22 protein-coding genes are annotated in these 25935 nt (G+C 71.0%); 15 read left to right on the top strand and 7 right to left on the bottom strand.

Annotated features, from left to right (window positions below):
* Positions 1-399 precede the first annotated feature (399 nt).
* Entirely contained in the window at positions 400-4680 is a 4281-nt protein-coding gene (locus tag Dsi01nite_RS02945) for a galactose-binding domain-containing protein (RefSeq protein WP_203844415.1), read from the top strand.
* 27 nt (positions 4681-4707) lie between these two features.
* Here the strand turns inward: Dsi01nite_RS02945 and Dsi01nite_RS02940 are convergent, their stop codons facing one another.
* Positions 4708-6096, bottom strand: coding sequence for an aminotransferase-like domain-containing protein (locus Dsi01nite_RS02940; RefSeq protein WP_203844414.1), 1389 nt, complete (start codon positions 6094-6096; stop codon positions 4708-4710).
* Here Dsi01nite_RS02940 and Dsi01nite_RS02935 point away from each other — a divergent pair.
* The 4 genes from Dsi01nite_RS02935 to Dsi01nite_RS02920 all read left to right on the top strand — a co-directional run bounded on the left by Dsi01nite_RS02935 (position 6095) and on the right by Dsi01nite_RS02920 (position 10160).
* Entirely contained in the window at positions 6095-7042 is a 948-nt protein-coding gene (locus Dsi01nite_RS02935) for a DMT family transporter (RefSeq protein ID WP_203844413.1), read from the top strand. The genes Dsi01nite_RS02940 and Dsi01nite_RS02935 overlap by 2 nt on opposite strands.
* Positions 7043-7063: 21 nt before the next feature.
* Positions 7064-7657, top strand: coding sequence for a hypothetical protein (locus Dsi01nite_RS02930; RefSeq protein ID WP_203844412.1), 594 nt, complete (start codon positions 7064-7066; stop codon positions 7655-7657).
* Between the two features lie 41 nt (positions 7658-7698).
* Positions 7699-8109 carry an RpiB/LacA/LacB family sugar-phosphate isomerase gene (locus Dsi01nite_RS02925; protein WP_203844411.1) on the top strand — a complete coding sequence of 137 codons (411 nt, stop codon included), beginning with the start codon at positions 7699-7701 and terminating at the stop codon, positions 8107-8109.
* A 281-nt stretch (positions 8110-8390) separates the two neighbouring features.
* Positions 8391-10160 carry an ABC transporter substrate-binding protein gene (locus Dsi01nite_RS02920; protein ID WP_239135637.1) on the top strand — a complete coding sequence of 590 codons (1770 nt, stop codon included), beginning with the start codon at positions 8391-8393 and terminating at the stop codon, positions 10158-10160.
* 157 nt (positions 10161-10317) lie between these two features.
* Here the strand turns inward: Dsi01nite_RS02920 and Dsi01nite_RS02915 are convergent, their stop codons facing one another.
* A complete protein-coding gene (locus tag Dsi01nite_RS02915; RefSeq protein WP_203844409.1) occupies positions 10318-10935 on the bottom strand; it encodes an NAD(P)-dependent oxidoreductase in 618 nt (205 codons plus the stop codon).
* Between the two features lie 83 nt (positions 10936-11018).
* Between Dsi01nite_RS02915 and Dsi01nite_RS02910 the strand changes: the two genes are divergently transcribed.
* Entirely contained in the window at positions 11019-11585 is a 567-nt protein-coding gene (locus Dsi01nite_RS02910) for a TetR/AcrR family transcriptional regulator (protein ID WP_203844408.1), read from the top strand.
* 37 nt (positions 11586-11622) lie between these two features.
* On the opposite strand, the gene Dsi01nite_RS02905 is transcribed toward Dsi01nite_RS02910, so the two are convergent.
* Both Dsi01nite_RS02905 and Dsi01nite_RS02900 read right to left on the bottom strand, forming a co-directional pair.
* Positions 11623-12711 (bottom strand): baeRF3 domain-containing protein, encoded by a 1089-nt coding sequence (locus Dsi01nite_RS02905; RefSeq protein ID WP_203844407.1) that lies wholly within the window; start codon positions 12709-12711, stop codon positions 11623-11625.
* A gap of 58 nt (positions 12712-12769) precedes the next feature.
* A complete protein-coding gene (locus Dsi01nite_RS02900) occupies positions 12770-13405 on the bottom strand; it encodes a class I SAM-dependent methyltransferase (protein ID WP_203844406.1) in 636 nt (211 codons plus the stop codon).
* Positions 13406-13485: 80 nt separating this feature from the next.
* Between Dsi01nite_RS02900 and Dsi01nite_RS02895 the strand changes: the two genes are divergently transcribed.
* From Dsi01nite_RS02895 to Dsi01nite_RS02860, 8 genes are all read left to right on the top strand, one after another.
* Entirely contained in the window at positions 13486-14859 is a 1374-nt protein-coding gene (locus tag Dsi01nite_RS02895) for a condensation domain-containing protein (RefSeq protein WP_203844405.1), read from the top strand.
* 54 nt (positions 14860-14913) lie between these two features.
* Positions 14914-15240, top strand: coding sequence for a YciI family protein (locus tag Dsi01nite_RS02890; protein ID WP_203844404.1), 327 nt, complete (start codon positions 14914-14916; stop codon positions 15238-15240).
* Positions 15228-16460 (top strand): RNA polymerase sigma factor, encoded by a 1233-nt coding sequence (locus Dsi01nite_RS02885; protein WP_203844449.1) that lies wholly within the window; start codon positions 15228-15230, stop codon positions 16458-16460. Before Dsi01nite_RS02890 ends, Dsi01nite_RS02885 begins: the two co-directional genes overlap by 13 nt.
* Before the next feature lie 141 nt (positions 16461-16601).
* On the top strand, positions 16602-17969 hold the full coding sequence (locus tag Dsi01nite_RS02880) for an FAD-binding oxidoreductase (RefSeq protein ID WP_239135646.1): 1368 nt from the start codon (positions 16602-16604) through the stop codon (positions 17967-17969).
* The gene (locus Dsi01nite_RS02875) at positions 17966-19282 is read left to right on the top strand and encodes a class I SAM-dependent methyltransferase (RefSeq protein ID WP_203844402.1); all 1317 of its coding nucleotides are present in this window, start codon (positions 17966-17968) and stop codon (positions 19280-19282) included. Before Dsi01nite_RS02880 ends, Dsi01nite_RS02875 begins: the two co-directional genes overlap by 4 nt.
* An 88-nt stretch (positions 19283-19370) precedes the next feature.
* Complete coding sequence (locus Dsi01nite_RS02870; RefSeq protein WP_203844401.1) at positions 19371-19910, top strand: PadR family transcriptional regulator; 540 nt, start codon at positions 19371-19373, stop codon at positions 19908-19910.
* Positions 19907-20797, top strand: a complete 891-nt coding sequence (locus Dsi01nite_RS02865) for a CPBP family intramembrane glutamic endopeptidase (protein WP_203844400.1) — start codon at positions 19907-19909, stop codon at positions 20795-20797. The genes Dsi01nite_RS02870 and Dsi01nite_RS02865 overlap by 4 nt, the downstream gene beginning before the upstream one ends.
* 78 nt (positions 20798-20875) lie before the next feature.
* Entirely contained in the window at positions 20876-22567 is a 1692-nt protein-coding gene (locus tag Dsi01nite_RS02860; protein WP_203844399.1) for a S1C family serine protease, read from the top strand.
* A gap of 59 nt (positions 22568-22626) precedes the next feature.
* Here the strand turns inward: Dsi01nite_RS02860 and Dsi01nite_RS02855 are convergent, their stop codons facing one another.
* Positions 22627-23565, bottom strand: a complete 939-nt coding sequence (locus Dsi01nite_RS02855) for a hypothetical protein (RefSeq protein ID WP_203844398.1) — start codon at positions 23563-23565, stop codon at positions 22627-22629.
* Between the two features lie 63 nt (positions 23566-23628).
* Here Dsi01nite_RS02855 and Dsi01nite_RS02850 point away from each other — a divergent pair, with 63 nt between their 5' ends.
* Complete coding sequence (locus tag Dsi01nite_RS02850; protein WP_203844397.1) at positions 23629-24207, top strand: TetR/AcrR family transcriptional regulator; 579 nt, start codon at positions 23629-23631, stop codon at positions 24205-24207.
* On the opposite strand, the gene Dsi01nite_RS02845 is transcribed toward Dsi01nite_RS02850, so the two are convergent.
* Positions 24195-25130 (bottom strand): RNA polymerase subunit sigma-70, encoded by a 936-nt coding sequence (locus tag Dsi01nite_RS02845; RefSeq protein ID WP_239135636.1) that lies wholly within the window; start codon positions 25128-25130, stop codon positions 24195-24197. The two genes, Dsi01nite_RS02850 and Dsi01nite_RS02845, sit on opposite strands and share 13 nt — an antisense overlap.
* Positions 25127-25909, bottom strand: coding sequence for an SAM-dependent methyltransferase (locus Dsi01nite_RS02840; RefSeq protein ID WP_203844396.1), 783 nt, complete (start codon positions 25907-25909; stop codon positions 25127-25129). Before Dsi01nite_RS02840 ends, Dsi01nite_RS02845 begins: the two co-directional genes overlap by 4 nt.
* Between the last annotated feature and the right edge of the window lie 26 nt (positions 25910-25935).

Genomic DNA, 25935 nt, shown 5'->3' with positions numbered 1-25935 from the left:
CACGAAACATCCCAGCAACACCAGCCCCCCGGGCAACGAATCCAGAACGTTTCGAAACTCATTTCAACACCCGTGTCGAGGTGCCCACGATCCAACGCAAGAACCCCACGCGATGCCACAGAACCCCTCGCTGCCGATTCCAGTGACAACCGTTGACTTCTCGGTAGCAAGTCTGCAACATTTGGGCCAACGCTATGCAAGATTCCAACAAGCTGACGGCAGACTCTCGCCACTCTCCGCAACTCACGCCGTGACCTCACCGCCAACGGGTCACGCGTGCCACACCGCACCACCACTGCACGAGGGATCCCGACCGCCAACCCCGCGGTCCCTCGCGGAGCCGCCAACTCCCGCACCGCACACCCCGTCCCTGGAACGTCACTGAACAAAAGGATCGCCATGAGTAAGAGGCACGTGACGCGAAGGGTGCTCTCGGCGTTCGCCGTGGCAGCCCTGGTCGCGGTTACGGCTCAGATTCTGCCGGCGGAAGCCGCCGGTGGACCCAACCTCGCCAGCGGCCGACCCGCCACGTCGAGCAGCACCAACGGCGCCAACGGCATCGGCAACATCAACGACGGCAACCAGGCCACCTACTGGGAGAGCGCCAACAACGCCTTCCCGCAGTGGGCACAGATCGACCTGGGCAGCGCCAAGAACATCGACCAGGTCAAGCTGAAGCTGCCCAACGACACCGCCTGGGCGACGCGGCAGCAGACCCTGTCGGTGACGGGGAGCACGGACGGCAGCTCGTTCAGCACGATCGCCGGGTCGCTCGGGTACAGCTTCAACCCGGCCCAGCAGAACACCGTCACCATCAACTTCACCGCGGCCAACACCCGGTACGTGCGGCTGAACTTCACCGCCAACACCGGCTGGCCCGCCGCGCAGATCTCCGAGTTCGAGATCTACGGCGTCGCGTCGTCGAGCACCAACCTGGCCGCCGGCAAGACGTTCTCCTCCAGCAGCACCAACGCCGCCTACACGGCCGCGAACGCCGGCGACGGCAACCAGGCCTCCTACTGGGAGAGCAGCGGCGCGCTGCCGCAGTGGGTGCAGGTCGACCTCGGCTCGGCCGTGCCGGTCAGCTCCGTCGTGCTGAAGCTGCCCACCAACTGGGGCACCCGCAGCCAGACGCTGACCCTGCAGGGCAGCACCACCGGCAGCTCGTTCACCAACATCCTGGGCTCCGCGCAGTACGAGTTCAACCAGGGCACCGGCAACACGGTGACCATCCCGTTCACCCAGCTGACCACCCGCTACATCCGGGTGAGCATCTCGGCCAACACGGGCTGGACCGCCGCGCAGCTGTCCGAGCTCGAGGTCTACGGCCCGTCGACCGGTGACACCCAGGCGCCGACCGCGCCCGGGAGCCTCGCGCTGACCCAGCCGGCCAGCGGCCAGATCAAGCTGACCTGGAACGCCTCCACGGACAACAGCGGCTCGATCGCGGGCTACGACGTCTACGCCAACGGCGTGCTGCGCACCAGCGTCGCGGGCAACATCCTGACCTACACCGACGCGCAGCCGGACACGGCCACGGTGCAGTACTTCGTGAAGGCCCGCGACGCGGCCGGCAACCAGTCGCCGAGCAGCAACACGGTCACCCGCACCGGCACCACGCCGGACACGCAGGCGCCGACCGCCCCGTCGAACCTGGCCTACACCCAGCCGGCCAGCGGCCAGATCAAGCTGACCTGGTCCGCGTCGACCGACAACAGCGGCAGCATCGCCCGCTACGACATCTACGCCAACGGCTCCTACCGGGCGAACGTGGCCGGCACGCTGCTGACGTACACCGACAACCAGCCCGACACGGCGACGGTGGCCTACCAGGTGAAGGCGGTCGACGCGGCCGGCAACAACTCTGCGGCGAGCAACACCGTCACCCGCACCGGCACCGGCAACCCGCCGGCCGGCACCAACCTCTCGGTGAACAAGCCGGTCACGGCCAACGGCTCGATCTTCACGTTCATCCCGGCCAACGCCGTGGACAACAGCGTCACCACCTACTGGGAGGGTGCGGGCGGCTTCCCGGCCACCCTGACCTCCAACCTGGGTGCGAACGCCGACATCAGCAAGATCACGCTGAAGCTCGACCCCAGCACCGCGTGGGGGGCCCGGACCCAGAACATCGAGGTCCTCGGCCGTGAGCAGAGCGCGTCCGGCCTCACCAGCCTGGTGCCGGCCCGGGACTACCGCTTCGACCCGGCCACCGGCAACAGCGTGGACATCACGCTGACCGCCCGCGTCGCGGACGTCCAGCTGAAGATCAACTCCAACACCGGCGCACCGTCCGGCCAGATCGCCGAGTTCCAGGTCTTCGGCGTCGCGGCGCCGAACCCGGACCTCGTCGTCACCGGCATCTCCAGCTCGCCGGCCAACCCGATCGAGACCGACGCGCTCAGCCTCACCGCCGTGGTGAAGAACCAGGGCACCGCGGGTTCGGCGGCGACGAACGTCAAGTTCTACTTCGGCACCACGCTCGTCGGCACGGCCAACGTCGGCGCGCTCGCCGCCGGCGCGACCGCCAACGTGACCGCCAGCATCGGCGCCCGCGACGCGGGCTCCTACACGCCGATCGCGAAGGTCGACGAGAGCAACACGGTCGTCGAGCAGGACGACGCGAACAACACCTTCACCGGCTCCGCGTTCACCGTCGCGCCGGTGCAGACGTCCGACCTGATCGCCTCGCCGTCGGGCTGGTCGCCGAGCAACCCGTCGGCCGGCAACACCGTCACCTTCACCGTCGCCATCAAGAACCAGGGCACGCAGGCCTCGGCCGGCGGCGCGCACGGCATCACGGTGACCCTGAAGGACGCCACCAGCGGCGCGACCGTCAAGACGCTGACCGGCTCCTACACCGGCGTGATCAACGCCGGCGCCACCAGCGCCCCGGTCAACCTGGGCACCTGGACGGCGGCCAACGGCAAGTACACGGTGACCACGGTGATCGCCGCGGACACCAACGAGCTGTCGGTCAAGCAGGCGAACAACACGAGCACGACGTCGTTCTTCGTCGGCCGCGGCGCGAACATGCCCTACGACATGTACGAGGCCGAGGACGGCACTGTCGGCGGCGGCGCGCAGGTCGTCGGCCCGAACCGCACCGTCGGCGACATCGCCGGTGAGGCCTCCGGCCGCAAGGCCGTCAACCTGAACAGCACCGGCAACTACGTCCAGTGGACCACCAAGGCGCAGACCAACACGCTCGTCGTGCGGTTCTCGATCCCGGACAACACCACCACCACGCTCAACATCTACGTCAACGGCACGCTGCTCAAGAACATCCCGCTGACGTCGAAGTACGCGTGGCTGTACGGCAACGAGACGGCGCCGCAGAACTCCGGCACCGGCCCGCGCCACATCTACGACGAGGCCAACGTGCTCCTCGGCACCACGGTCGCGGCGGGCGCCACGATCAAGCTGCAGAAGGACGCCGCCAACACCGGTCCGATCGCGGTCGACTTCATCAACCTCGAGCAGGCCACGGTCATCCCGAACCCGGACCCGACGAAGTACATCGTCCCGGCCGGCTTCACCCACCAGGACGTGCAGAACGCCCTGGACCAGGCCCGGCAGAGCAGCACCGCCCTCGGTGTCTACCTGCCGACCGGTGACTACCAGACGGCCAGCAAGTTCCAGGTCTACGGCAAGGCGATCAAGGTCATCGGCGCCGGCCCGTGGTTCACCCGGTTCTACGCACCGTCCACGCAGGACAACACCGACGTCGGCTTCCGGGCCGAGGCGGCCGCCGGCGGCTCCACGTTCTCCGGCTTCGCCTACTTCGGTAACTACATCATCCGCAACGACGGACCCGGCAAGGTCTTCGACTTCGCCAACGTCGCCAACATCACGATCGACAACATCTGGACCGAGCACATGGTCTGCATGTACTGGGGTGCCAACACGGACTTCATGACGATCAAGAACTCGCGGATCCGGGACACCTTCGCCGACGGCATCAACATGACCAACGGCAGCACCAACAACCTGGTGACCAACAACGACGCGCGCTCGACCGGTGACGACAGCTTCGCGCTGTTCTCGGCGATCGACGCCGGCGGCTCCGACGAGAAGGACAACGTCTACGAGAACCTGTCCACGACCCTGACCTGGCGTGCCGCCGGGCTCGCGGTCTACGGCGGCTACGCGAACACGTTCCGGAACATCTACATCGCCGACACCCTGGTCTACAGCGGCATCACCATCAGCTCGCTCGACTTCGGTTACCCGATGAACGGTTTCGGGGCCAGCCCGCCCACCCAGTTCTCGAACATCTCGGTCGTCCGTTCCGGTGGCCACTTCTGGGGCAACCAGGTGTTCGGCGCGATCTGGGTGTTCTCGGCATCCAAGGTGTTCCAGGGCATCCGGGTCAACGACGTGGACATCATCGACCCGACCTACTCCGGCATCATGTTCCAGACGAACTATGTCGGCAGCTCCCCGCAGAACCCGATCACGGACACCATCTTCACGAACGTGAGCATCTCCGGCGCCCAGCGCTCCGGTGACGCATACGACGCGAAGTCCGGCTACGCGATCTGGGCCAACGAGCTCCCCGAGGCGGGCCAGGGCCCGGCGCGAGGCGCGGTCACGTTCAACCACCTGACGCTGTCGAACAACTTCATCGACGTCAGGAACCTGAACCCGACCCTGCTCGTCATCACGATCAACCCGTAACACCGTGCAACGAGGGGGGCCGTCGGTTCATCCGGCGGCCCCCTTCAATCTGCGGACCCCCTCCCGCAACTGCTCCGGCGCCGCGGCGGCGAACGTCAGCCGCAGATACGCGCCGTCGGGCTCCGCCGCGAACCACGGCCGGCCGGGAAACACCACCACCTGCAGTGCCGCCGCCGCGTTGGTCACGGCGACGTCGTCGACGCCCTCGGGCAGCCGACCCCACACGTGCAGCCCTCCCGCAGGAACCAGAGCCAACCGCAGCGTCGGTACGTCCACCGCCAGCGCTTTCACCAGCGCTTCGCGGCGGGCCCGCAACGCGGTCCGCAACGACTTCAGGTGCCGGGGCCAGGCCGGCGACGTCACCAGATCCAGGGCCGCCTGCTGCAACGGGCCGGAGACGAAGAAGTCGTCGAGGACCCGCGCCGCGCGCAACCGGGCCCCGGCCGCCCCACGGGCCCCGATCGCCGCGACCCGCAGCCCCGGCGCGGCGGACTTCGTGAGCGAGCGCAGATACACCACGTGCCCGTGCGGGTCGTCGGCGACGAGGGGGCGCGGGGGATCGCCGTCGATCGCCAGGTCCCTGGCGTAGTCGTCCTCCAGCAGGAACGCGCCCGCGGCCCGGACCGCCGCCATCACCTCCGGCCGGCGGGCCGCGGACAGGGTCGCGCCGTGCGGGTTCGCATACAGTGGCTGGCAGTAGAACAGCCGGGCGCCGGTGCGCTGGAACGCGGCCCGCAGCAGGTCCGGGCGCACGCCCTCGGCGTCGGTGGGCACCGGCACGACCCGGAGCCCGGCGGCGCGGGCGGCGGCGAGCGCGCCGAGATAGGTCGGTGCCTCCACCAGGATCGGGTCGCCGGGCGCGCACAGTGCCCGGAACGCGGTCGACAGCGCCGACTGCCCGCCGGGGCAGACGGTCATGTCCTCGGCCCGCAGCGCACCGCCGGCCGTGCGGGCGAACCAGGCCCGCAGGTCCTCGCGCCCCTCGACCGGCCCGCGCCCCCACGAGGCGGGCTGGCGGGCGGCGCGGGCGAGCGCCGCGCCGAGCACCGCGACCGGCTGCAGGTCCGGCTCGAGGTAGCCGCTGGACAGCGGGATCATGCCGGGCCGGGGGACGGCGAGCAGCGCCTGCATCGCGTCCTCGCCGGCCGGCCGGGCGCCGAGCGCGATCGACTGCCAGCTGAGATCCTGCGGCCCGGCGGCGGGCGCCCGGCGCTGGACGAACGTGCCGCGGCCGGGCTGCGCGTCCAGGACCCCCTCGGCGGTCAGCGTGCGGATCGCCCGGGTCACGGTCACCGGCGAGGCCTGATGGCGGGCGCTGAGCTCGCGGACCGTCGGCAGCCGCGATCCCGGTGCCGCCACGCTGGCCGCCGCCCGGAGATCTTGGATAACGCGGGCCGCTGCGTTATCGTCATTCATGAGAGAGAAGAATAGCGTTACTGCGCCGAAGGCGATAACAGGCGTGGTCCTGGGCCTGCTGGGGGTCCTGTCGTTCAGCATGTCGCTGCCGGCCACCCGGGTCGCCGTCGGCGACCTCGACCCCTGGTTCGTCGCGTTCGGCCGCGCCGTCGGCGCCGGTCTGCTCGCGCTGGCGTACCTCGCCGTGACCCGCGCGCCCCGCCCCACGCCGGCGCAGTGGCGGCGGCTCGCGGTCGTCGCGCTCGGCGTGGTCGTCGGCTTCCCGCTCTTCACGTCCCTCGCCCTCGTCACGAGCACCGCGTCGCACGGTGCCGTGGTCATCGCGCTGCTGCCCGCCATCACCGCCGGATTCGCCGTCCTGCGCAGCGGCGAGCGACCGTCGCCGGCGTTCTGGATCGCCGGTGGCGCCGGGCTCACCGCGGTCCTGGTGTTCCTCGTCGCCAGCGGCGCGGTGCACGGGTCCGTCGGGCCCGCCGACCTGTTCCTGCTCGCCGCCGTCGCCCTGTGCGGCCTCGGCTACGCCGAAGGCGGCGCGCTCGCCCGCGACCTCGGCGGCGCCCGCACCATCTGCTGGGCCCTGGTCCTGTCCCTGCCCGTGACGGTCGCGGTGACGGTGGTCTCCGTCGCGCACCGGCCGCCGCACGCGTCCGCGGCGGCCTGGACCGGCTTCACCTACGTGACCTTGATCTCGATGTTCCTCGGCTTCTTCGCCTGGTACGGGGGCCTCGCCCGGGGTGGTGTCGCGAAGATCGGGCAGCTCCAGCTCTCCCAGCCGGTCCTGACCCTCGCCTGGTCGGCGCTGCTGCTGCACGAGTCAGTCCCGCCGGTCGCGATCGCCGCCGCGGTCGCGGTCCTGGTGTGCGTCGCGCTCACCCAGCGGCTGCGCGCCGCTACCGTCGCGCGCCCGATTGATGACATTGGCCGGTATGCGACTGATCTTCGGTGAACCGGGCACCAGCATCACCGCGTGAAGAAAGTCTTTCTCATCCTCGGAATCATCGCGGGCTCGCTGCTGCTGCTGTGTTGCGGCGGCGGCGTGGCCCTGTACTTCTTTGCTGACACCAACACCTATGCCAAGCCCGCCGACGTCTGCGCCACCGTGAACGAAGCGGACGGCTCGGGCGCGTGGGGCATCCCCACCGGCACGAAGACCAAGGACACCAACGCGTTCGGCCGGACCTACAGTTCCTGCGTCGTCACCCTTCCCTCGGACGGCACGCTGACCGTCGCGATCGATGTGACGTCCTCGAAGTCGGACGCACGCGAGCACTACGACGCGGTGAAGAAGATCGCCGACAACGCCACGAGCGCCGGTGCGACCGTGGCGACGATCGGCGGCATCGGTGCCGCGGCGTTCTCAATGAGCACCAACCAGAACAACGCCCTCATGTACGAGCTCGACTTCTACGACGACAACCTCTACATCAGCCTCAACCTCACCACCCCGACCGGCACCACGCTCACCGCGGACAAGGTCCGCACGGACTTCACCTTCATCGCCAAGGGGCTGATGAAGACCCTGAAGGCTTCGTCGTCGTCCGGGAGCGACTGGGACGACTGAGGCCGTAGTTTGGTTGCACGCGAACGCGTTACGGTGAATGCGTGCGTATCGCGTTCGCGGCAGACGACTCCAACGAGACCACCGCAGCCGTCGTCCGGCACCTCACCGAGCAACATGAGGTGCTGGACGTCGGCGCGCCCGGCACGCCCTGGCCGGACCTCGGCACCGCCGTCGGCCGTGCCGTCGTCGACGGCCGGGCCGACCTCGGCGTCGTGATGTGCTGGACGGGCACCGGCACGGCGATCGCCGCGAACAAGGTGCCGGGCGTGCGTGCCGCGCTCGCCTGGGACCCGTGGATCGCCCGTGGCGCCCGGCTCTGGAACGACGCCAACGTCCTGGCGATGAGCCTCAAACGGCTCGCGCCCGACGTCGCGGTCGAGGTCCTCGCCGCGTTTCTCGCCGTCGAGGACCCGGACCCCGCGGAGTCGGACAACATCGCGTCGCTCGATTGAGTGACCGATCCGGCCCTTAATCGAAGCGTGACCTGAACCGTCGCAACCGCATCGCGGTGCCCGAGGTCTTTGCTCAATGAACGGCGACGCACATCGCCGTCATGCGAGCAGCTTCGTAGCCCCGTACAGACGACTCGACGACCCACACGGTGGGCGCGGTGCATGCCCGCGCCTGTCCACAGTAGAGGGTCCATCGTGGACGCCTGGCGATGCGTGCTGCCCGTGTGCCGAAACACCCTCCACGACCGCACAGTCGTGGCATCCGGGAAGGTTCAACACACGTGAATATCAGAACAGGTGCGCTGGTGGCCGGAGCGGTCACCGCGACGCTTGTGCTGTCCGCCTGTGGCAGCGGCTCAAGCAGCAACAATAGCAGCAAGGACAACACGCAGAAAGGTGTCAGCGGGTTCAACGCGGCAATCACCGGTGTGGTCAACCCTTCGGACAAGAAGGGCGGCACGCTCAAGCTCACCAACCACGACAACCCCGACTCCTACGACCCGGTGCGCGCGTACTACGCGAACATCTGGAACTTCATGAAGGGCTACTACGTCCGCACGCTGGTGACCAACCAGGCCAAGCCCGGCGCCGACGGTCTGGTCCTCACGCCCGACATGGCCACGGACCTGCCGAAGATCGAGGACGGTGGCAAGAAGTACACCTTCACCCTGCGCAACGGGCTGAAGTTCGAGGACGGCTCGCCCATCACGTCCAAGGACGTCAAGTATGGCATCGAGCGGGTCTTCGCCTCCGACGTGCTGTCCGGCGGCCCGAGCTACCTCATCGACGTGCTCGACCAGGGCCAGAAGTACCCGGGGCCGTACAAGGACGCCGACCCCGAGAAGCTGGGCCTCAAGTCGGTGCAGACGCCCGACGACAAGACCATCGTGTTCACGCTCAAGGAGCCGCTGAGCGACTTCACCTACCTGCTCGCGATGCCGGGCGCCGGCCCCGTGCCGAAGGCGAAGGACACCGGCGAGCAGTACGCGAACCACCCGGTCTCCTCCGGGCCGTACAAGTTCGAGACCTACGACGAGGGCAAGAAGGCCGTCCTGGTCCGCAACGACCAGTGGGACCCGAAGACCGACCCGATCCGCAAGGCGCTGCCGGACCGCATCGAGGTCGTCTTCGGCACCGCCGTCGAGGAGATCGACAACCAGCTGATCGCCGGCGACGTCGACCTCAACCTCGCGCAGACCGGTGTCCAGCAGGGTGCGCAGCCGAAGATCCTGCTCAACCCCGAGGTGAAGAAGTACGCGGACGCGCCGACCACCGGCTTCCTGCGCTACTTCGCCATCAACACGAAGGTCGCGCCGTTCGACAACATCCACTGCCGCAAGGCCGTGGTGTACGCCACCGACAAGATCACGCTGCAGACGGCCCGCGGCGGCCCCGATGCCGGCGGCGAGATCGCCACCAACATGATCCCGCCGACCATCGCCGGCCACGACCCGAACCTCGACCCGCTGAACACCAAGTCGGGCAAGCCGCAGATCGACAAGGCCAAGGAGGAGCTGGCCCTGTGCGGCAAGAAGGACGGCTTCGACACGGTCCTCGCCACCCGGAACTCCGGCAAGGAGCCGAAGACGGCCGAGGCGCTGCAGGCCGCGCTGAAGAGCATCGGCATCAACGCCCGCCTCGACCCGAGTGACGCCTCGCTGTACTTCCGGTCCATCATCGGCGCGCCGTCCAACACCCACAGCAAGGGTTACGGCCTGATGATGGCCGGCTGGGGCGCCGACTTCCCGACCCCGGCGGGCTTCCTCCAGGTGCTGGTCGACGGCCGCCTGATCCTGCCCAGCGGCAACCAGAACTTCGAGGAGCTCGACAACCCCGAGGTCAACAAGCTCATCGACCAGGCCAGGGCCGAGTCGGACCCGAAGAAGTCCGCCGAGATCTGGGGCCAGGTCAACAAGATCGTCATGGACGAGTCGGTGCTGGTGCCGTTCACCGTCGACAAGGCGCTCAACTACCGCAACCCGCGGCTCACCAACGTCTTCATCAGCCAGTACTACGGCATGGTGGACTTCGGCAGCCTCGGGGTGAGCTGACCGCACCGGGAATGCCCGGGTTGACGAGGGACTTCCCGGGCATGCGGTGACGCTCGAGGCCGCCTTGCCTCCTTGGGGTGGCCGCGAGTCGTCCGGCCCGGATCCGTGCCCGTCGGATCCGGGCCGCGGTGCTCGAAGTCTTCGGGATCACGGTGTTTCAGTAGGCGATGTTGACGCGGCGGTGGATGTGGGTGGCGTCGGGGACGGACTTCAGCATCGCGTCGGCGACGTCGGCCCGGGACAGCGTCCGTCCACCGTGGACGTTGCGATCGACGACCGTCCGGTATGGACGGTGGCCGCCGTCGGTGAGCCGGGGCGGGCTGATCAGCGTCCAGTCCAGGCCGCTGGCCCGCAGGACCCGCTCCGCCTCGGCGAGATCGTCGAAGCCTTCCTTCAGGAGTCGCTGCAGCAGCGGCTTCGCCACCGCGCGCATGAGCAGGCTGTCGCCGTGGTCGGCGACCCGCCCCGCCGCGTCGACCGACACGATGCGCCGCACGCCCGTTGCCCGCATCGCGGCGACCGCGGCCCGGGCGCCCTCCGCCTGCACGGTGGCGGGGCCGCCCTTGCGCTGGCCGAGCGCGCTGAGGACGGCGTCCCTGCCGGCGACCGCGCCTTCGAGGGCCGCCGTGTCGTCCAGCGTCGCGCGGACCACCGTCGCACCCGGCACGTCGTGGTCGCGCCGGACCACCGCGGTCATCTCGTGCCCCAGCCGCAGCCCCTGCTCGACCAGCTGCCGCCCGATCCCGCCCGTCGCCCCGAACACGGTGAGTTTCATGACGTCCCCCCTGATGGTGAGTGAGCACTTACTAACCACTATGATGGTGGGTGAGTGTTCACTAACTTGTCAAGGGAGCCGGCTTGGCCACGCGTGAGGTGATCCTGGACGCCGCCGCTCTGGTGCTGCGGACCAAGGGGTTGGCCAACTCCACCACCAAGGAGATCGCCCGCGCCGCCGGCTACTCGGAGGCCACGCTCTACAAGCACTTCCGCGACAAGGTCGAGCTGATGGTGGCGGTCCTGCACGAGCGCGGCCCGCAGTTCATCCCGATGCTGCTGACCCTGTCCGACCGGGCCGGCACCGGCACCGTCCGGGACACCCTCACCGAGCTCGCCACCGTCGCGATCGGCTTCTACCGCGACGGCTTCCCGATGTTCGCCTCGATCTTCTCCGACCCGGCGATCCTCAACGCCCACCGCGACCGGCTCCGCGCCCAGAACCTCGGCCCCCACCGCGCCAACGACGGCCTGGTCGACTACCTGCGCGCCGAGCAGCGCCTCGGCCGCATCGCCCAGGACGCCGACCTGGAGGCGATCGCCGGCCTGCTCCTCGGCGCGTGCTTCCAGCTCGCCTTCATCGGCCACTTCGCCGACCGCCGCGCCGACCTCGAGTCCGCCGCCGCCTTCGTCGCCCAGCTCCGCCTGTAGTGCCGCGCCGCCGCGGGTCGGTCGGCGCGGAGGGCGGTCAGTAGCGCAGGATCAGGGCGACCCTGCCGTCCGTGGCGAGGCTGCCGTCGCCGACGAAGGTGACGTCGCCGCCCTGGCGGGCGACCAGCTCGACCACGTCGTCGACGGCGTCGTCGACGAGGGTGCCGGCCGGGGCGCTGGTCGGCTGCTGCTCGGCGGGGTGCAGGTGGTCGTCGTGGATCCAGGCGGCGCTGTGGTAGTCCTCCTCGACCAGCAGGTGCGCGCCGCGGCCCTGGCGGGCCAGTTGCCACACCTCGGGCAGGCCGGCGGCGTAACGGTTCGCGCCGCGGGCCACGTCGAGGTGTTCCAGGGCGGCGATCTGCTCGAACGCCTGATACGCGGCGAGGTGCGGGGCCAGGATGCGGTGCAGGTCGTGCGGGCCGGAGTGGTCGTAGTTGCCGGGGACCGTGCCGGCGATCGCCGCGGTCCATTCGGCGCTGAAGAAGGCCAGGTAGCGCTCGACGCCGAGCACGAAGACCGGCCGGGTGTCGAGGGCGTCGACCTGGGTGAGGCCGGTGACGATGTCGCGGAAGAACTGGCGGTGCCGTTCGTCGCGGTGGGCGCTGGGGTTCTGGCCGTAGTCGCGGGGCAGCCCCTGGGTGCCGCCCGGACCCTCGTGGGTGAAGGGGAAGCCGTGCGTGGTCACCTCGACGAGGGTGCTGCCGTCGCCGCTCCACAGCCGGGTCGGCTGTTCGGACAGCACCAGCGCCCAGTACCGGTGGCGGCGGGCCGCGTCGGCGACGACGTCGCGGATCTCGTACGTGTCGGCCACGACGACCCGTTCGTGGACCGGGGTCTCCAGCAGGCGGACGTGCACCTGCCCGGGCGAGGCGAACAGCGCCAGCCCCTCACCCACCTGCCGCAGGTCGACGTGCGCGGCGGCCTCGGCGATCTCGTCGTACACCGCGGCGGCGACGTCGGCGGGCACGCTCTCGTCCGCCTCGAGGCGGCGGCGGGTCTCCGTGAGGAGGTTCCGCAGCCGGATCGGATCCTGCTGGTTGTCGGGCGGGGTCCTGTGCGTCGGCATCAGCAGGGACACCGCCGGGTAGCCGCTCGGCGTCAGGGTGGCCAGGTCCTTCACCGTCATGCGACCACGGTCGCTCGTTTCACCGGGCGGCGGCTCACCCGTACCACATGAAAACGGGTCAAAAGGTGAACAGACGTCCGCTGAGCGCGCCGTGTCGTGCCGCGCCGGCGAGCCGGTGCATGCCGACCCGGAAGCGGGCGTCGTCGGGGGCGGTGAAGGACAGCTCGGTGAAGCCGTGCTCGGCGAACAGTGCCCGGATCTCCTGCGCCGGCTCGGTTCCGTTGTCGCCGCGGGCGCGGGTCCAGATCACGATGCCGCCCGGGACGAGCAGGGTGGGCAGCGCGGCGATGGTGCGCCGGACGTCGGCGGCGCTGATGTTGCCGAAGACCCCGCAGGCCAGCAGGACGTGCGCGGGCGGCACGTCGAGATAGGCGTCGGCCTCGCCGGCGTCGGCGGTGCGGACCTCGACCCGGGACAGGCCCAGGTCATCGGCCGTCTCGCCGGCCCGCCGCGCCAACACCGGGTCGAGCTCGATGAGCAGCGCGTGCACCCGGCGGTCGTGTTCGGCGATCACCGGCAGCACGTCGCGGCCCTCGCCGGCGCAGATGCTGATGACCCGCCGCGTGCCGTCGGGCTCGGCGGGGGAGGTGCCCAGCGCCTTGCGGAGCTCGCGCCGCACGACCTCGAGCCGGCGGTCGAGTGAGGAGCCCGGCGTGTCGTACTCCTGATGCCAGTGGACCCAGTCTCTGCTCACCGCGCCATTCAACCAGGACAGTCATGGTGTGGATGGCCACATATTGACAGCTGTTGAAGCGTGTGGCTTGAATTCCAACGATGACGGCAGCGGTCGTGGTGGAGTTCAGTGGCAGCCGGGGCGGGGACTGCGCGCTGAGCTGGGGTCAGGTCGCGATCTGGCGGGCGATCCAGCGGATGGTCCCCGACGACGCGGTGCTCAACATGAGCTGGGTCACCGATCTGGAGGGCGAGGGCATCTCGTCCGGGACACCGCTGGCGCGGATCACCGGCACCGTCCGGGCGGTGGTGGAACGGCACGAGTCGTTGCGCACCAGGGTCCGCGTCGACGCCGACGGCGCGCCGCGGCAGGTCCTCGCCGCGGCCGGCACGATCGAGGTCCAGGTCGTCGACGCGACCGCCGAAACCGCCACGGCGGCGGCGAAGGCGCTGCAGGCGCGGCTGACGGAACCCGCGTACGACTACCCGCACGAGTGGCCGCTGCGGGTCGGCGCGGTGCGGGTCGGCGACGTCGTCACCCACGCCGTGTTCGGCATCTGCCACCTGGTCACCGACCGCGGCGGGCTGACCGCCCTCGTCCGCGACGTCGTGCTGGGCCTGCGCGGCGAGCCCCTCGCGGAGTCGTCGGACCGGCAGCCCTACGACCAGGCCCAGCACCAGCAGTCCCCGGCCGGCCGGCGGCAGAGCGCCAAGGCGCTGCGGTACTGGCGGCGGCACCTGGAAACCGTGCCGTTGCAACGGTTCCCGGATCCTGTGGCGCCGGCGGCGGGCGAGCCGCCGTTCTGGTCCGCGACGCTGAGCTCGCCCGCCGGTGACCTCGCCGTCGCCGCGCTCGCCGGCCGGGAGCAGGTCAGCACCTCGGCCGTCATCCTCGCCGCCGCCGCCGTGCAGCTGGCCCGGCAGACCGACACGCGGCTGGCGGTGCTGCAGGTGATCGTCAGCAACCGGTTCCGGCCCGGGCTCGCCGGCTCGGTCGGCCCCGCGTCGCAGGACGGCCTGTGCGTGGTGGACGCCGGCGCGGGGGACCTGCCGGCGGTCATCCAGGACGCGATGCGGGCGTCGCTGCAGGCGTACCTGCATGCCCAGTACGACCCGGCCGACCTCGACGAGCTCGTCGCCGGCGTCGGCACCGCGCGCGGTGGCGAGGTCGACCTGTCGGTGTCGTTCAACGACCGCCGGTTCGACGCGCAGACCCCGGTCGCCGCCGGCGGGGACGTGTCGCCCGCCGCGATCGAGGCGCTGCTGCCGGCGACGACCCTGCGCTGGGAGCGGGTCGAGCACTACGGTGCCCGCTACTTCCTGCACGTCAACGCGGTGCCCGGCAGCATGGACCTGACGCTGTTCGCGGACACGACGGTGCTGCCGGCCGCCGCGGTCGAGGCGCACCTGCGGGGCATCGAGGCGCTCGTGATCAACGAGGCTGCGAAAGTTCCGAGCGGGACCCTGTCGATCTGAGGTCCCACCGTTCGTCGTGAGCACGACAGCGACACGGACGGAAGGGGTGTGGTCGTGAAGTACCTGATGCTGGTCGTCGCCGACGGCAAGCCGAGCGAGGACCCGACCGGCGACGACATCGTCGCGTGGGTGACGGAGATGGACAACAGGGGCATCCGGCTGTTCGGCAACCGGGTGGTGTCTCCGGACGAGGCGACGACCGTGCAGGTCCGCGACGGTGAGGTGCTGCTCACCGACGGCCCGTACGCCGAGACCAGGGAACAGATGGCGGGCTTCGACATCATCGAGTGCGGCGACCTCGACCAGGCGATCGAGGTCGCGGCGCGGCACCCGATGGCCCGCCACGGGCGGATCGAGGTGCGGCCGTTCTGGCGGGAGTGAGGGAGCTCCTCGCCGCCGTCTACGCCGAGGAATGGGGCCGGATCGTGGCGACACTGATCCGGTCCACCGGCGACTGGGACCTCGCCGAGGAGTGCGCCCAGGACGCGTTCGCCCAGGCACTCGTGCGCTGGCCCGTCGACGGCGTGCCGCGGCGGCCGGGGGCCTGGCTCACCACCACCGCCCGGAACCGGGCCCTCGACCGGCTGCGCCGCGACGCCGTCGAGGCCGGGAAGCTGCGGGAGGTTGCGATGTCGACGCCGGAACCCGACCCCTGGGACGAGGAACCCGACGCCGTGCCCGACGACCGGCTGCAGCTGATCTTCACCTGCTGCCATCCGGCGCTGTCGCTGGACGCCCGGGTGGCGCTGACCCTGCGCAGCCTCGCCGGGCTCAGCACGGCGGAGATCGCGCGGGCGTTCCTGGTGCCGGAGCGCACCATGGCCCAGCGCCTGGTGCGCGCCAAGAACAAGATCCGCCGGTCCGCGATCCCGTTCCGGGTGCCGCCCGCGCACCTGCTGCCGGAGCGGCTCGAGGCGGTCCTCGCCGTGGTCTACCTGCTGTTCAACGAGGGCTACGCGGCGACCGCCGGCGAGGTGCTCATCAGGGGTGGCCTCAGCGCCGAGGCGATCCGGCTCGGCCGGGTCCTGGCCGCGCTGATGCCCGACGAGCCCGAGGTGCACGGCCTGCTCGCGCTGATGCTGCTGCACGAGGCCCGCCGCCCCGCCCGCCTGGACGCCGGCGGGGACCTGGTGCCGCTCGAGGAGCAGGACCGCACGGCCTGGGATCACCCGCGGATCGAGGAGGGCCTGGCGATCCTCGACCGGGTGCTGCGCCGCCGCCGGGCCGGCCGCTACCAGGTGCAGGCGGCGATCGCGGCGTGCCACGCGTCCGCGCGCCGCGCCGAGGAGACCGACTGGCCGCAGATCAGCCTGCTGTACGGGCAGCTCACCCGCCTCGCCCCGGGGCCGGTCGTGGAGCTGAACCGGGCGGTCGCGGTGGCGATGGCCGACGGGCCCGCGGCCGGGCTGGCGCTCGTCGACGCGCTGCGTGACGACGGTCACCTCACCGGATATCACCTGCTGCCGGCGACCCGGGCGGATCTGCTGCGCCGGCTCGGGCGGCGGGAGGAGGCGGTGGTGGCATACCGTGAGGCGCTGTCGATCGTCGGCACGGACGCGGAGCGGCGGTACCTCGCCAGGAGACTCGGGGAACTCGCTTAGTCAAGTTACCGGCGCGTGCCGTGAGGTTGATCACCAGCCATTGGTTGATCTTGCCTAATGTGCAAGTTTCAACTCTTGAACACCTGGAATGTGCAAGGTCACGGGGACCTTCACAGGAAAGGAGGTGATCGAGTGAGACGGATCAACCCGAAAGGGAGACCCGAGCACGAGCGCGCGGTGGCCGTGCTGCGAGCCTCGTATGCGGCGGTGCCGGACGGCAGCCCGGTCCGCTTGGCCAAGAAGACATCCAACCTGTTCCGCCCGAGATCCGCGGCCGGACCTGCCGGCCTCGACGTCAGCGGCCTCGACGGCGTCATCGAGATCGACCCCCTGGGCCGGACCGCCGACGTGCAGGGCATGTGCACGTATGAGGACCTCGTCGACGCGACCCTGCCGCACGGGCTGATGCCGCTGGTCGTGCCGCAGCTGCGCACCATCACGCTCGGCGGCGCCGTCACCGGCCTCGGCATCGAGGCCACCTCGTGGCGGCACGGACTGCCGCACGAGTCGGTGATCGAGCTCGACATCCTCACCGGTGCCGGTGAGGTCGTCACGGCCCGGCCCGACAACGAGCACGCTTCGTTGTTCGCCGCGTTCCCCAACTCGCTGGGCAGTCTCGGGTATGCCACCCGGCTGCGCATCGAGCTGCAGCCCATCAGCCCGCAGGTGGCGCTGCGCAACATCCGTTTCGACGACGTCGAGGACCTCCTCGAAGCCGTCGGCGAGGTGATGCGCACCGGGCGCTGGGACGGCGTGGACGTCGACGTCATGGACGGCGTCGTGTTCCGCCCGGAGGAGTCCTACCTGGTGCTGGGCAGCTTCGGCGGCACCGGCACGACGAGCGACTACACCGGGCAGTCGGTCTACTACCAGTCGCTGCGGTCCAAGGCGACCGACCACCTCACCGCCTACGACTACCTGTGGCGGTGGGACACCGACTGGTTCTGGTGCTCGGCCGCGTTCGGCGCGCAACAGCCGCTCCTGCGGCGGTTGTGGCCGACCAGGCTGCGCCGCAGCGACGTCTACCACCGCATCGTGCGGCTGGAGAACCGCTACGGCGTCGCCGCGAAGGTCGACCGCTGGCGGGGCAACCCCGACCGGGAGCGGGTGGTGCAGGACGTCGAGCTGCCACTGGCCCTGACCGGGAAGTTCCTGCACTGGTTCACCGACAACGTGCCGATGGCACCGATCTGGCTGTGCCCGCTGCGCCTGCGCTCCGGCACCGCCTGGCCCCTCTACCCGATGCACGCGGGCGAGCCCTACGTGAACGTCGGATTCTGGGGCACCGTGCCGATCGTGCCCGGCGCCGCCGACGGCGACGTCAACCGGGCCATCGAGGCAAAGGTGTCCGAGTTCGGCGGCCACAAGTCGCTGTACTCCGACGCGTACTACGACAGGGAAACCTTCGACCGGCTCTACGGTGCCGCCGCGTACCGCGCCGCGAAGGACCGCTACGACCCCGACCACAGATTGACCGACCTCTACGACAAGGTAGTGGGGCGACGATGACCATCACCAACAAACGTTCCTCGGCGCCGCGGCAGCGGCCGCCGATGCCCACCGTCGCGGACATCGTCCGCGCCGTCACGACGAGCGAGCCGGCCGTGCGCATCACCGCGTACGACGGCAGCGCGGTCGGCCCCGCCACGGCGGCGATCGGCCTGCACGTCGCCTCCGAACGTGGCCTGACCTACCTGCTCACCGCCCCCGGTGACCTCGGCATGGCCCGCGCGTATGTGACGGGCGACCTCGAACTGCGCGGCGTGCACCCCGGCGACCCGTATGAGGCACTCAAGGCCCTCGAGGGTCTCGAGCTGCGCATGCCGTCACCCGCCGACGCCCTCCGGCTGGTGCGCGGCCTCGGCTGGGAGCGGCTGCGCCCGCCGCCGCCCCCGCCGCAGGAGCACCTGCCCAACTGGAAGCGGACCCTGCAGGGCCTGCGCCACGGCCGAGGCCGCGACGCCGAGGCCATCCACCACCACTACGACGTCTCCAACGCCTTCTACGAGAAGGTCCTCGGCCCGTCGATGACCTACACCTGCGCGGTGTACCGCTCGCCGAGCGACACCCTCGAGCAGGCCCAGTCCAACAAGTACGACCTGGTGGCCGGCAAGCTCGCGCTCAAGCCCGGCATGCGGCTGCTCGACGTCGGGTGCGGCTGGGGCGGCATGGTCCGGCACGCGGCCCGCGAGTACGGCGTCAAGGCCCTCGGCGTGACGCTGTCGCGCGAGCAGGCCGCGTGGGCACAGGCCGCGATCGAACGCGAGGGGCTGGGTCACCTCGCCGAGGTCCGCCACCTGGACTACCGCGACGCGCCGCTGGAGCACTTCGACGCGATCAGCTCCATCGGCCTCACCGAGCACATCGGGCTGCGCAACTACCCGCGGTACTTCAAGACGCTGCGGGACCGGCTCAAACCCGGCGGCCGGCTGCTCAACCACTGCATCACCCGCGCCGACAACCGCACCTCGCACCGCACCGGCGCGTTCATCGACCGGTACGTCTTCCCGGACGGCGAGCTCGCCAGCCCCGGCAAGCTCGTCAGCGCGGTGCACGACGCGGCGTTCGAGGTGCAGCACGAGGAGAACCTGCGGATGCACTACTCGCACACCCTCGCCGGGTGGAACCGCAACCTCGTCGAGCACTGGGACGCCTGCGTCGACGAGGTCGGCGTCGGCACGGCGCGGGTGTGGGGGCTGTACATGGCCGGCTCCCGGTTCGCCTTCGAACGCAACCAGATCCAGCTCCACCAGATCCTGGGCACGAAGACCACCCGCCTGGGCGACTCCTCCTACCCGTTGCGGCCCGACTGGACCGCCTGACCTCCTCTGCAAGACAGGGCGCCTTCGGGCGCCTTGTTTTCGGGCCCATATATCTGTTAGAAATATCTGACAGATATATGAGGTGGTCATGAGCAGATCCAGTCAGACACAGGTCGCGGTCCTGGGCGGGCTGAGCGTCGAGCCGATGACGGCCTACGCGTTGCGCGAGGCGATCCGGGACGTGCTCGGGCACTTCTGGAGCGAGAGCTTCGGCCAGATCTACCCCACGCTGCAGGCCCTCGAGGACGCGGGCCACGTCGAGCGCCGGGGCGGCGCCAGGGCCCGCTCGTCGGTCTTCGCCATCACCGAGTCCGGCACGGCCAGGCTGATCGAGCTGCTGAACGAGCCCGTGCAGGAGAGCCCGCCGCGAAACGGGCTGCTGCTGCGGCTCTTCTTCGGCCGGGTGCTCGGCCGGGACCGGTGCCGGGAGCTGCTGCGGTCGGCCCGGGACGCGGCCTCGTCGCAGCTCGCCGAATACGAGCGGCTCCTCGCGGGGCTGCAGGCCGCGGAGGGCGACACGCCCGACTGGCCGTTCATCCGCATGACCGTCCTCGCCGGGATCCACCATGCCCGGGCATCGGTCGCCTGGGCCGACGAATGCCTCGACACCCTGCAGGGGGAGCAATGACCCGCGCCCGGCGCAACTTCGTCCTCTTCACCGTCGCGGTCGTCGGCGCCGGTTGGCTCGGCGTCGCCGCCGACCTGGCCGCCGGCACCGACCTCGCCAACGACGCCGCCTTCAGCGACAGCGGCGGCACCCCCGGCATGCTGCTGTTCATCCTCGGCCCGGTGATCGCCGCGGTCGTGCTCCACTTCGCCTCCCGCGACGGCGCCGGCCCACTGGGCCTCACCCTCCGGTTCCCGCACCGCACCCGCTGGTTCGCCGCCGCCGCGCTGCTGTATCCGGTGATCACCGCCGTCAGCGTCGGCGCCGGCGTCGCCGTGGGCGCGGTGACGTTCTCCTGGACGGGCGACGCACCGCTGATCGCCGCCTTCCTCACCGTCTTCGCGGTCCAGGTGATCAAGAATCCGCTCGAGGAGTTCATCTTCCGCGGGTACGGCACGCGCACGGCGATGGCGCTCGGCCTGCCCGGCCGCCTGGCACCGCACCTGCTGGTCGGGGTCGTCTGGTCGGCGTGGCATCTGCCGCTCTACCTGATGTGGACCTCCGCCGCCGACCTGCGCCTCGTGACGTCACTGTCGTGGCCGCTCTTCCTGGTGCTGATGTTCGCCGGCCTCACCGTGGCCGCCGTGCTCTACGGTGAGATGCGGGTCCGCACCGGCTCGATCTGGCCGGGTGTCGTCCTGCACAGCGTGACCAACGCGATCGCGACGCCGCTGGTCGTCGACGGTCACCTCGGCTTCAGCGGTCACGCCGACGCGCTGTTCTCCCCGGTCGCCAGTTCGGTCGTGGTGACGGTGCTGCTCGGCGCGGCGGGCCTGCTCCTGGTGTCCCGCCGTCGCCCCGACGGCGTGCCGGCGCTGGTCGACCGTGACCCGGTGGTGGCACGCTGAGCACCGTGCGCGAGGCTCACGGCGAGTTCCCAGGATAAGTCCAGTTTGGGCGGAGGTGCGTTGTGCAAGGTGGACATCATGAGTGACGAGGACCGCCAGTGGAGCGCACCGCCCGCCGCAGCACATCCCGCGACGCCGGGTCAGCCGCCGGGTGCGCACAGCTCGCCGGAGACCTCTGACCTCCCGCAGACCTCCGGGCCGGCGCCGATCTGGGCCAGGCCGGCTGGTGCGCCGGCCGGTGCGCCGGCCGGTGCGCAGGGCGCCGGGGACAGCACCGGGCCGGTCCCGGCGGGACCGTTCCCGCCGGCGTTGTCCGGCGCCTCGACCACGCCGCTGCCGGGACATCCGCAGCACGTCACCGGTGCCCAGACGCCCGGGCTGCCCGCCGCCCAGGTCGTCCCGGGGATGCCGGGGCGGGCCGCGCCGGGCACGCAGACCTGGCCGACGACCCCGATGACGCAGCACACCGGCGCGTTCCCGACGACCGGCGCGCCGGGCAACGGCTCCACCACTGCCGCGTTCCCGGCGGTCGGCGCGCTGGGACAGGCACCTGGACACGTGCCCGGACACATGCCCGGACAAGCACCCGGACACGTGCCCGGGCAGACGCCCGGTCAGCACCCCGTGAGCGGTCCGGCGTACCCCGGCCAGTACGGCTACAACGGCCAGCAACCCGCGTCCGGTGGCCCGCTGGGCTACCCGCCGGTGTCCGGCCAGCCCGGCTACGGGCACCAGCCGCAGCAGCCCATCCGGGGCGGGCGGGTCGCCGGGCTCATCGTGGCCGGGGTCGTGATCGCGGTCGTGTCGGCGTTCGGCGGCGGGCTCGTGGCGACCAACTTCGCCGACGACCAGGCCGGTCCGACGACCGTCGTCACCCGCAACGCCGCGCCGAACCTCGAGCGTGGCTCGGTCGGCGCCGTCGCCGAGGCGGTCCTGCCGAGCGTCGTGGACATCACGACGCAGGAGGGCGAGGGCTCCGGCGTCATCATGAGCACCGACGGCACCATCATCACCAACAACCACGTGGTGGCCGGCGCGACGAAGCTGACCGTCACGTTCAGCAGCGGCAAGACCGCCAGCGCCACGGTCGTCGGCACGGACCCGGCCGGGGACATCGCGGTGATCAAGGCGCAGAACGTGTCGGGGCTGACCGCGGCGAAGTTCGGCGACAGCGACGCGCTGCGGGTCGGCGACACCGTCCTGGCCGTCGGCAGCCCGCTCGGCCTGCAGGGTTCCGTCACGGCGGGCATCGTCAGCGCGCTGCACCGCACGATCAGCTCGGGGGAGCAGGGCGCGAAGTCGATCGCCGACGCGATCCAGACCGACGCGGCGATCAACCCCGGCAACTCCGGTGGCGCGCTGGTGAACCTGGCCGGCGAGGTCGTCGGCATCAACACCGCGATCCTCACCGCCGGCCAGGACAGCAACGGCAACATCGGCGTCGGCTTCGCGATCTCCGCGAACCGGGCCCGCTCCGCCGCCGACCAGCTGGCGAAGGGCGGGAAGGTCAGCCACCCGTACCTCGGGGTGCAGCTCGGCGACGGCGACAACGGCGCCCTGATCGGCGGGGTCGTGGCCAGCGGGCCGGCGGACAAGGCCGGCATCAAGACCGGCGACCTGGTGACGAAGATCGGCACCACGACGATCAACGGCGCGACCGACCTCATCAACGCCGTCCAGGCCGCGAAGGTCGGCGACCAGGTCACGATGACCATCAAGCGCAACAACGCCGAGCAGCAGGTCACCGTCACGCTCGGCGAGTCGCCCTGAGACAGCAACTCCCTTTCGCAGCAACGGCCCGCGCTCGCCACAGCGCGGGCCGTTGTGTGTCACGGCCCCAGTTCACCGATCAGCGAGCGGAACCGCGCGAACGCGGGTTTCGGCGTGTAGTCCGAGCGGACCAGCCCGAACTGGAACATGAGGTCCGCGTGGTCCGAATCGGCGTCGCGCAGTGAGAAGTGCTCGTACGCGGTGATGTGCAGCGGCCCGGACAGCTCGTCGACGGTCCGCACCACCGTTTCCAGGACGTCGGCCTGCCGCTGGAACGAGCGGTCCGGGCCGGTCGCCCAGCCGTGCTCGGTCACGTGGATCGGCACCGACGCGGGGATGCCCGCCGCGGCGAGGCTGGCGGAGCGAAACCCGTCCAGCACCGCGCCGACGGCGCCGGCGAACGCCTCCACCGGTATCGGACGGAACACGTCGGGAAAGAAGTCCAGGCCGACGTAGCCGAGCGCGCCGGTGAACTCGGCGCCGCCGAGGCGGCCCAGCGCGGTCCAGAAGTCCTGCCCGGGGTCGAAGACCGGGGTGGAGTTGCAGCCGATCAGCACGTCCAGCCCGAGCCGGTCCACCTCGTCCCGGGCGGCCAGGACGCCTTCCACGATCGCCCGCCGGACCTGCGGGAACCCGCCGTCGCCACCGGGGCCGGCGTGGTTGGCCTCCTCGCCGACCTGCAGCGTCGCCAGGACGTCGCCGTGGTCGCGGATGAGCCCGCGCAGGTATGCCAGCCAGCCGGAGAGGTCGTCGCCCGGCTCGTGGAAGCAGGCGACGAGGTCGAGCCGCCGGCCGTTGGTGGCGTGCCGGGCCGGGCGGGGCGGCGCCTCCTGGTGCCCGCCGAGGGCGTCGCTGTAGTGCACGTAGCCGCGCACGAGCTGTGGTCGCAGCTCATCGAGCCGCTCGTCGATGCGGGCCGCGTCCTCCGGCGGTCCAGGGGTGATGACGCCGTTCAGGTCGGCGCCGAGGCCGCCCGGATAGATCCCGAAGTGCAACATGCGGCCACGGTACGACTAATCTTGGTGTGACACCAAATTTGTGGTGACGCTATGATTGTGGGCGTGGCACTGCGGGCGGAGAAGAAGGCGGCGACCAGGACGGCGATCGCGGACGCGGCGCTCGGCCTGTTCCTGGCGAAGGGGTTCGACCGGGTCACGGTCGCGGAGGTGGCCGACGCGGCCCGGGTCTCGGTGAACACCGCGTTCAACTACTTCCCGACGAAGGAGGACCTGTTCTTCGACCGGCAGGACGAGGTCGTCCAGCGCCTCGCCGGCGCGGTGCGCGCCCGCCGGCCGGGGGAGTCACCGGTCGCCGCGGTGCGACGGCTGTTCCTGGAGGAGCTCGACCGTGGCGAGCCGACCCTCGGCCTGTCCCCGGACGTGGCCGTGTTCTGGCAGGTCATCGACGACTCGCCGGCGCTGCAGGCCAGGGCCAGGCTGCTCTCCCAGCGCGCGGAGGAGGCCCTGGCCGAGGTGCTCGGCGGTGCGACCTGGCGGGCCGCCGTGCTGGCCGCCGTCGACCGGGCGTTGCACGCTGTCATCCGCGACCGGATGCGCGCCGGTGACGACCCGGCGGCCGTGCGCGCCGCCGTGCGGGACGAGGCGGAGACCGCCTACGCCGCGCTCGATCAGGTGCTGTGAACCAGGCTCGCCGGCAGGTCGAACAGCGGGAACAGGTCGGATCGGCCCAGGTAGGCGACCGACGACGTGATCAGCGGCCCGCCGGTGAGCAGCAGCAGCGCGAACGGCCGGCCGTCGCGGTACTGCCCGAACGCCGGCCCGCCGTTGGCCCGCACCTGCAGCAGGACGTCGCCCCGGCAGGCGTCGGAGGCGCGCATCGTGGCGCCGATCGCGTCCCGGCCGGACAGCCACCACGAGAACGGCGGCATCGACATCGTCGCGTCCTCGTGCAGCAGCGTCACGAGCGTGTCGACGTCGTGGTTGGTGAACGCGTCGACGTAGCGGTCCAGCAGCGCCTGGTCGATCTCCCCGTCGGTGGTCCGTCGCGGCGCGGGGACGGAGGGCAGTGCGGCCCTGGCCCGTTGCAGGGCGCTGTTGACCGACGGCACGGACGTCTCCAGCAGCGTGGCGACCTCCGCCGCCGACCACGACAGGACCTCGCGCAGGATCAGCACCGCCCGCTGCTTCGGCGGCAGCACCTGCAGCGCCGCGACGAACGCGAGCCGGATCGTGTCCCGCTGCACGGCCAGGTCCGCGGGGTCACCGCCGTCCGGCAGCACCCTGGCGTCCGGGACGGGGCCGACGAACGCGGACTCCGGCAGCGGCGCCCCGAAGTCCCCGCCGGGCGCCCCGGCCGGCGCCAGGTCGACGGCGAGGGCGCGGCGGCCGGCGGCGCGCAGCACGTCCGTGCACACGTTGGTGGCGATCGCGAACAGCCAGGTCCGCAGGCTGGCCCGGCGCTCGTCATACCGGCCGGCGGCGCGCCAGGCCCGCAGCATCGTCTCCTGCACCGCGTCCTCGGCGTCGAACGCGGAGCCCAGCATGCGGTAGCAGTACCCGGTGAGCGCCACCCGGTGCGTGTCGAGGTCCGGCCCGGAGATCACGTCCGGACACCGACCGCGGCCAGGACGGCGTAGGCGTCCGGGTCCTCGACCGGCGGGTCGCCCGGGTCGGCGTGCCACAGCGGCAGGTGGACCAGTCCCGGGTCGAGCAGCTCCCAGCCGTCGAGCAGGCCGAGGATCGCGGCCCGGTCGCGCAGCACCAGCGGTGTGCCGGTGCGCACGTACAGGTTCGCGAGGTCCTCCAGCCGGTCGGGGTGCGAGCCGGCGGTGCCGTGCGACACGGCGAGGACGCTGCCCGGGGCGAGCGCGTCCCGGTAACGGCGCAGGGCCGTGTGCAGCTCCGGCGAGTCCGGGATGAAGTGCAGCATTGCCACCAACAATAGGCAGACCGGCCGGTCGAAGTCGACCAGCGCGCGCACCGCCGGGTCGTCGAGGATCTGGTCCACGTGGTGCAGGTCCGCCTGCAGGACCACGGTGCGCGGGTCGTCACCGAGGATCTGCCGTGAGTGGATCACCGCGATCGGGTCGACGTCGACGTAGACGACCCTGGCGTCGGGGTCGGCGGCGTGGGCGGCCTCGTGGACGTTGCCCTCGGTCGGGATGCCGGAGCCGATGTCGATGAACTGGCGGATGCCGCGGGACGCGGCGAGCCGCACCGCGCGGCGCAGGAACGCCCGGTTGTCCCTGGCCATCTGCGGCAGGTCCGGGACCAGGGTGAACGCCCGTTCGGCGACCTCCCGGTCGACCGCGAAGTTGTGCGTGCCACCGAGGAAGTAGTCGTAGATGCGGGCGGCGCTGGGGCGGTTGGGATCAACGCTCACGCCACCACCTCTTTCCGAAACTCGAC

The sequence above is a fragment of the Dactylosporangium siamense genome (assembly GCF_016862795.1).
Lineage (GTDB): Bacteria > Actinomycetota > Actinomycetes > Mycobacteriales > Micromonosporaceae > Dactylosporangium > Dactylosporangium siamense.
This window is presented reverse-complemented; position numbering and strand designations above follow the sequence as displayed.

Coding starts and splice junctions, on each gene's coding strand:
- Dsi01nite_RS02945 (WP_203844415.1), top strand. CDS start 400: ATGAGTAAGAGGCACGTGACGCGAAGGGTGCTCTCGGCGTTCGCCGTG.
- Dsi01nite_RS02935 (WP_203844413.1), top strand. CDS start 6,095: ATGAGAGAGAAGAATAGCGTTACTGCGCCGAAGGCGATAACAGGCGTG.
- Dsi01nite_RS02940 (WP_203844414.1), bottom strand. CDS start 6,096: ATGAATGACGATAACGCAGCGGCCCGCGTTATCCAAGATCTCCGGGCG.
- Dsi01nite_RS02915 (WP_203844409.1), bottom strand. CDS start 10,935: ATGAAACTCACCGTGTTCGGGGCGACGGGCGGGATCGGGCGGCAGCTG.
- Dsi01nite_RS02905 (WP_203844407.1), bottom strand. CDS start 12,711: ATGACGGTGAAGGACCTGGCCACCCTGACGCCGAGCGGCTACCCGGCG.
- Dsi01nite_RS02895 (WP_203844405.1), top strand. CDS start 13,486: ATGACGGCAGCGGTCGTGGTGGAGTTCAGTGGCAGCCGGGGCGGGGAC.
- Dsi01nite_RS02875 (WP_203844402.1), top strand. CDS start 17,966: ATGACCATCACCAACAAACGTTCCTCGGCGCCGCGGCAGCGGCCGCCG.
- Dsi01nite_RS02870 (WP_203844401.1), top strand. CDS start 19,371: ATGAGCAGATCCAGTCAGACACAGGTCGCGGTCCTGGGCGGGCTGAGC.
- Dsi01nite_RS02865 (WP_203844400.1), top strand. CDS start 19,907: ATGACCCGCGCCCGGCGCAACTTCGTCCTCTTCACCGTCGCGGTCGTC.
- Dsi01nite_RS02860 (WP_203844399.1), top strand. CDS start 20,876: ATGAGTGACGAGGACCGCCAGTGGAGCGCACCGCCCGCCGCAGCACAT.
- Dsi01nite_RS02855 (WP_203844398.1), bottom strand. CDS start 23,565: ATGTTGCACTTCGGGATCTATCCGGGCGGCCTCGGCGCCGACCTGAAC.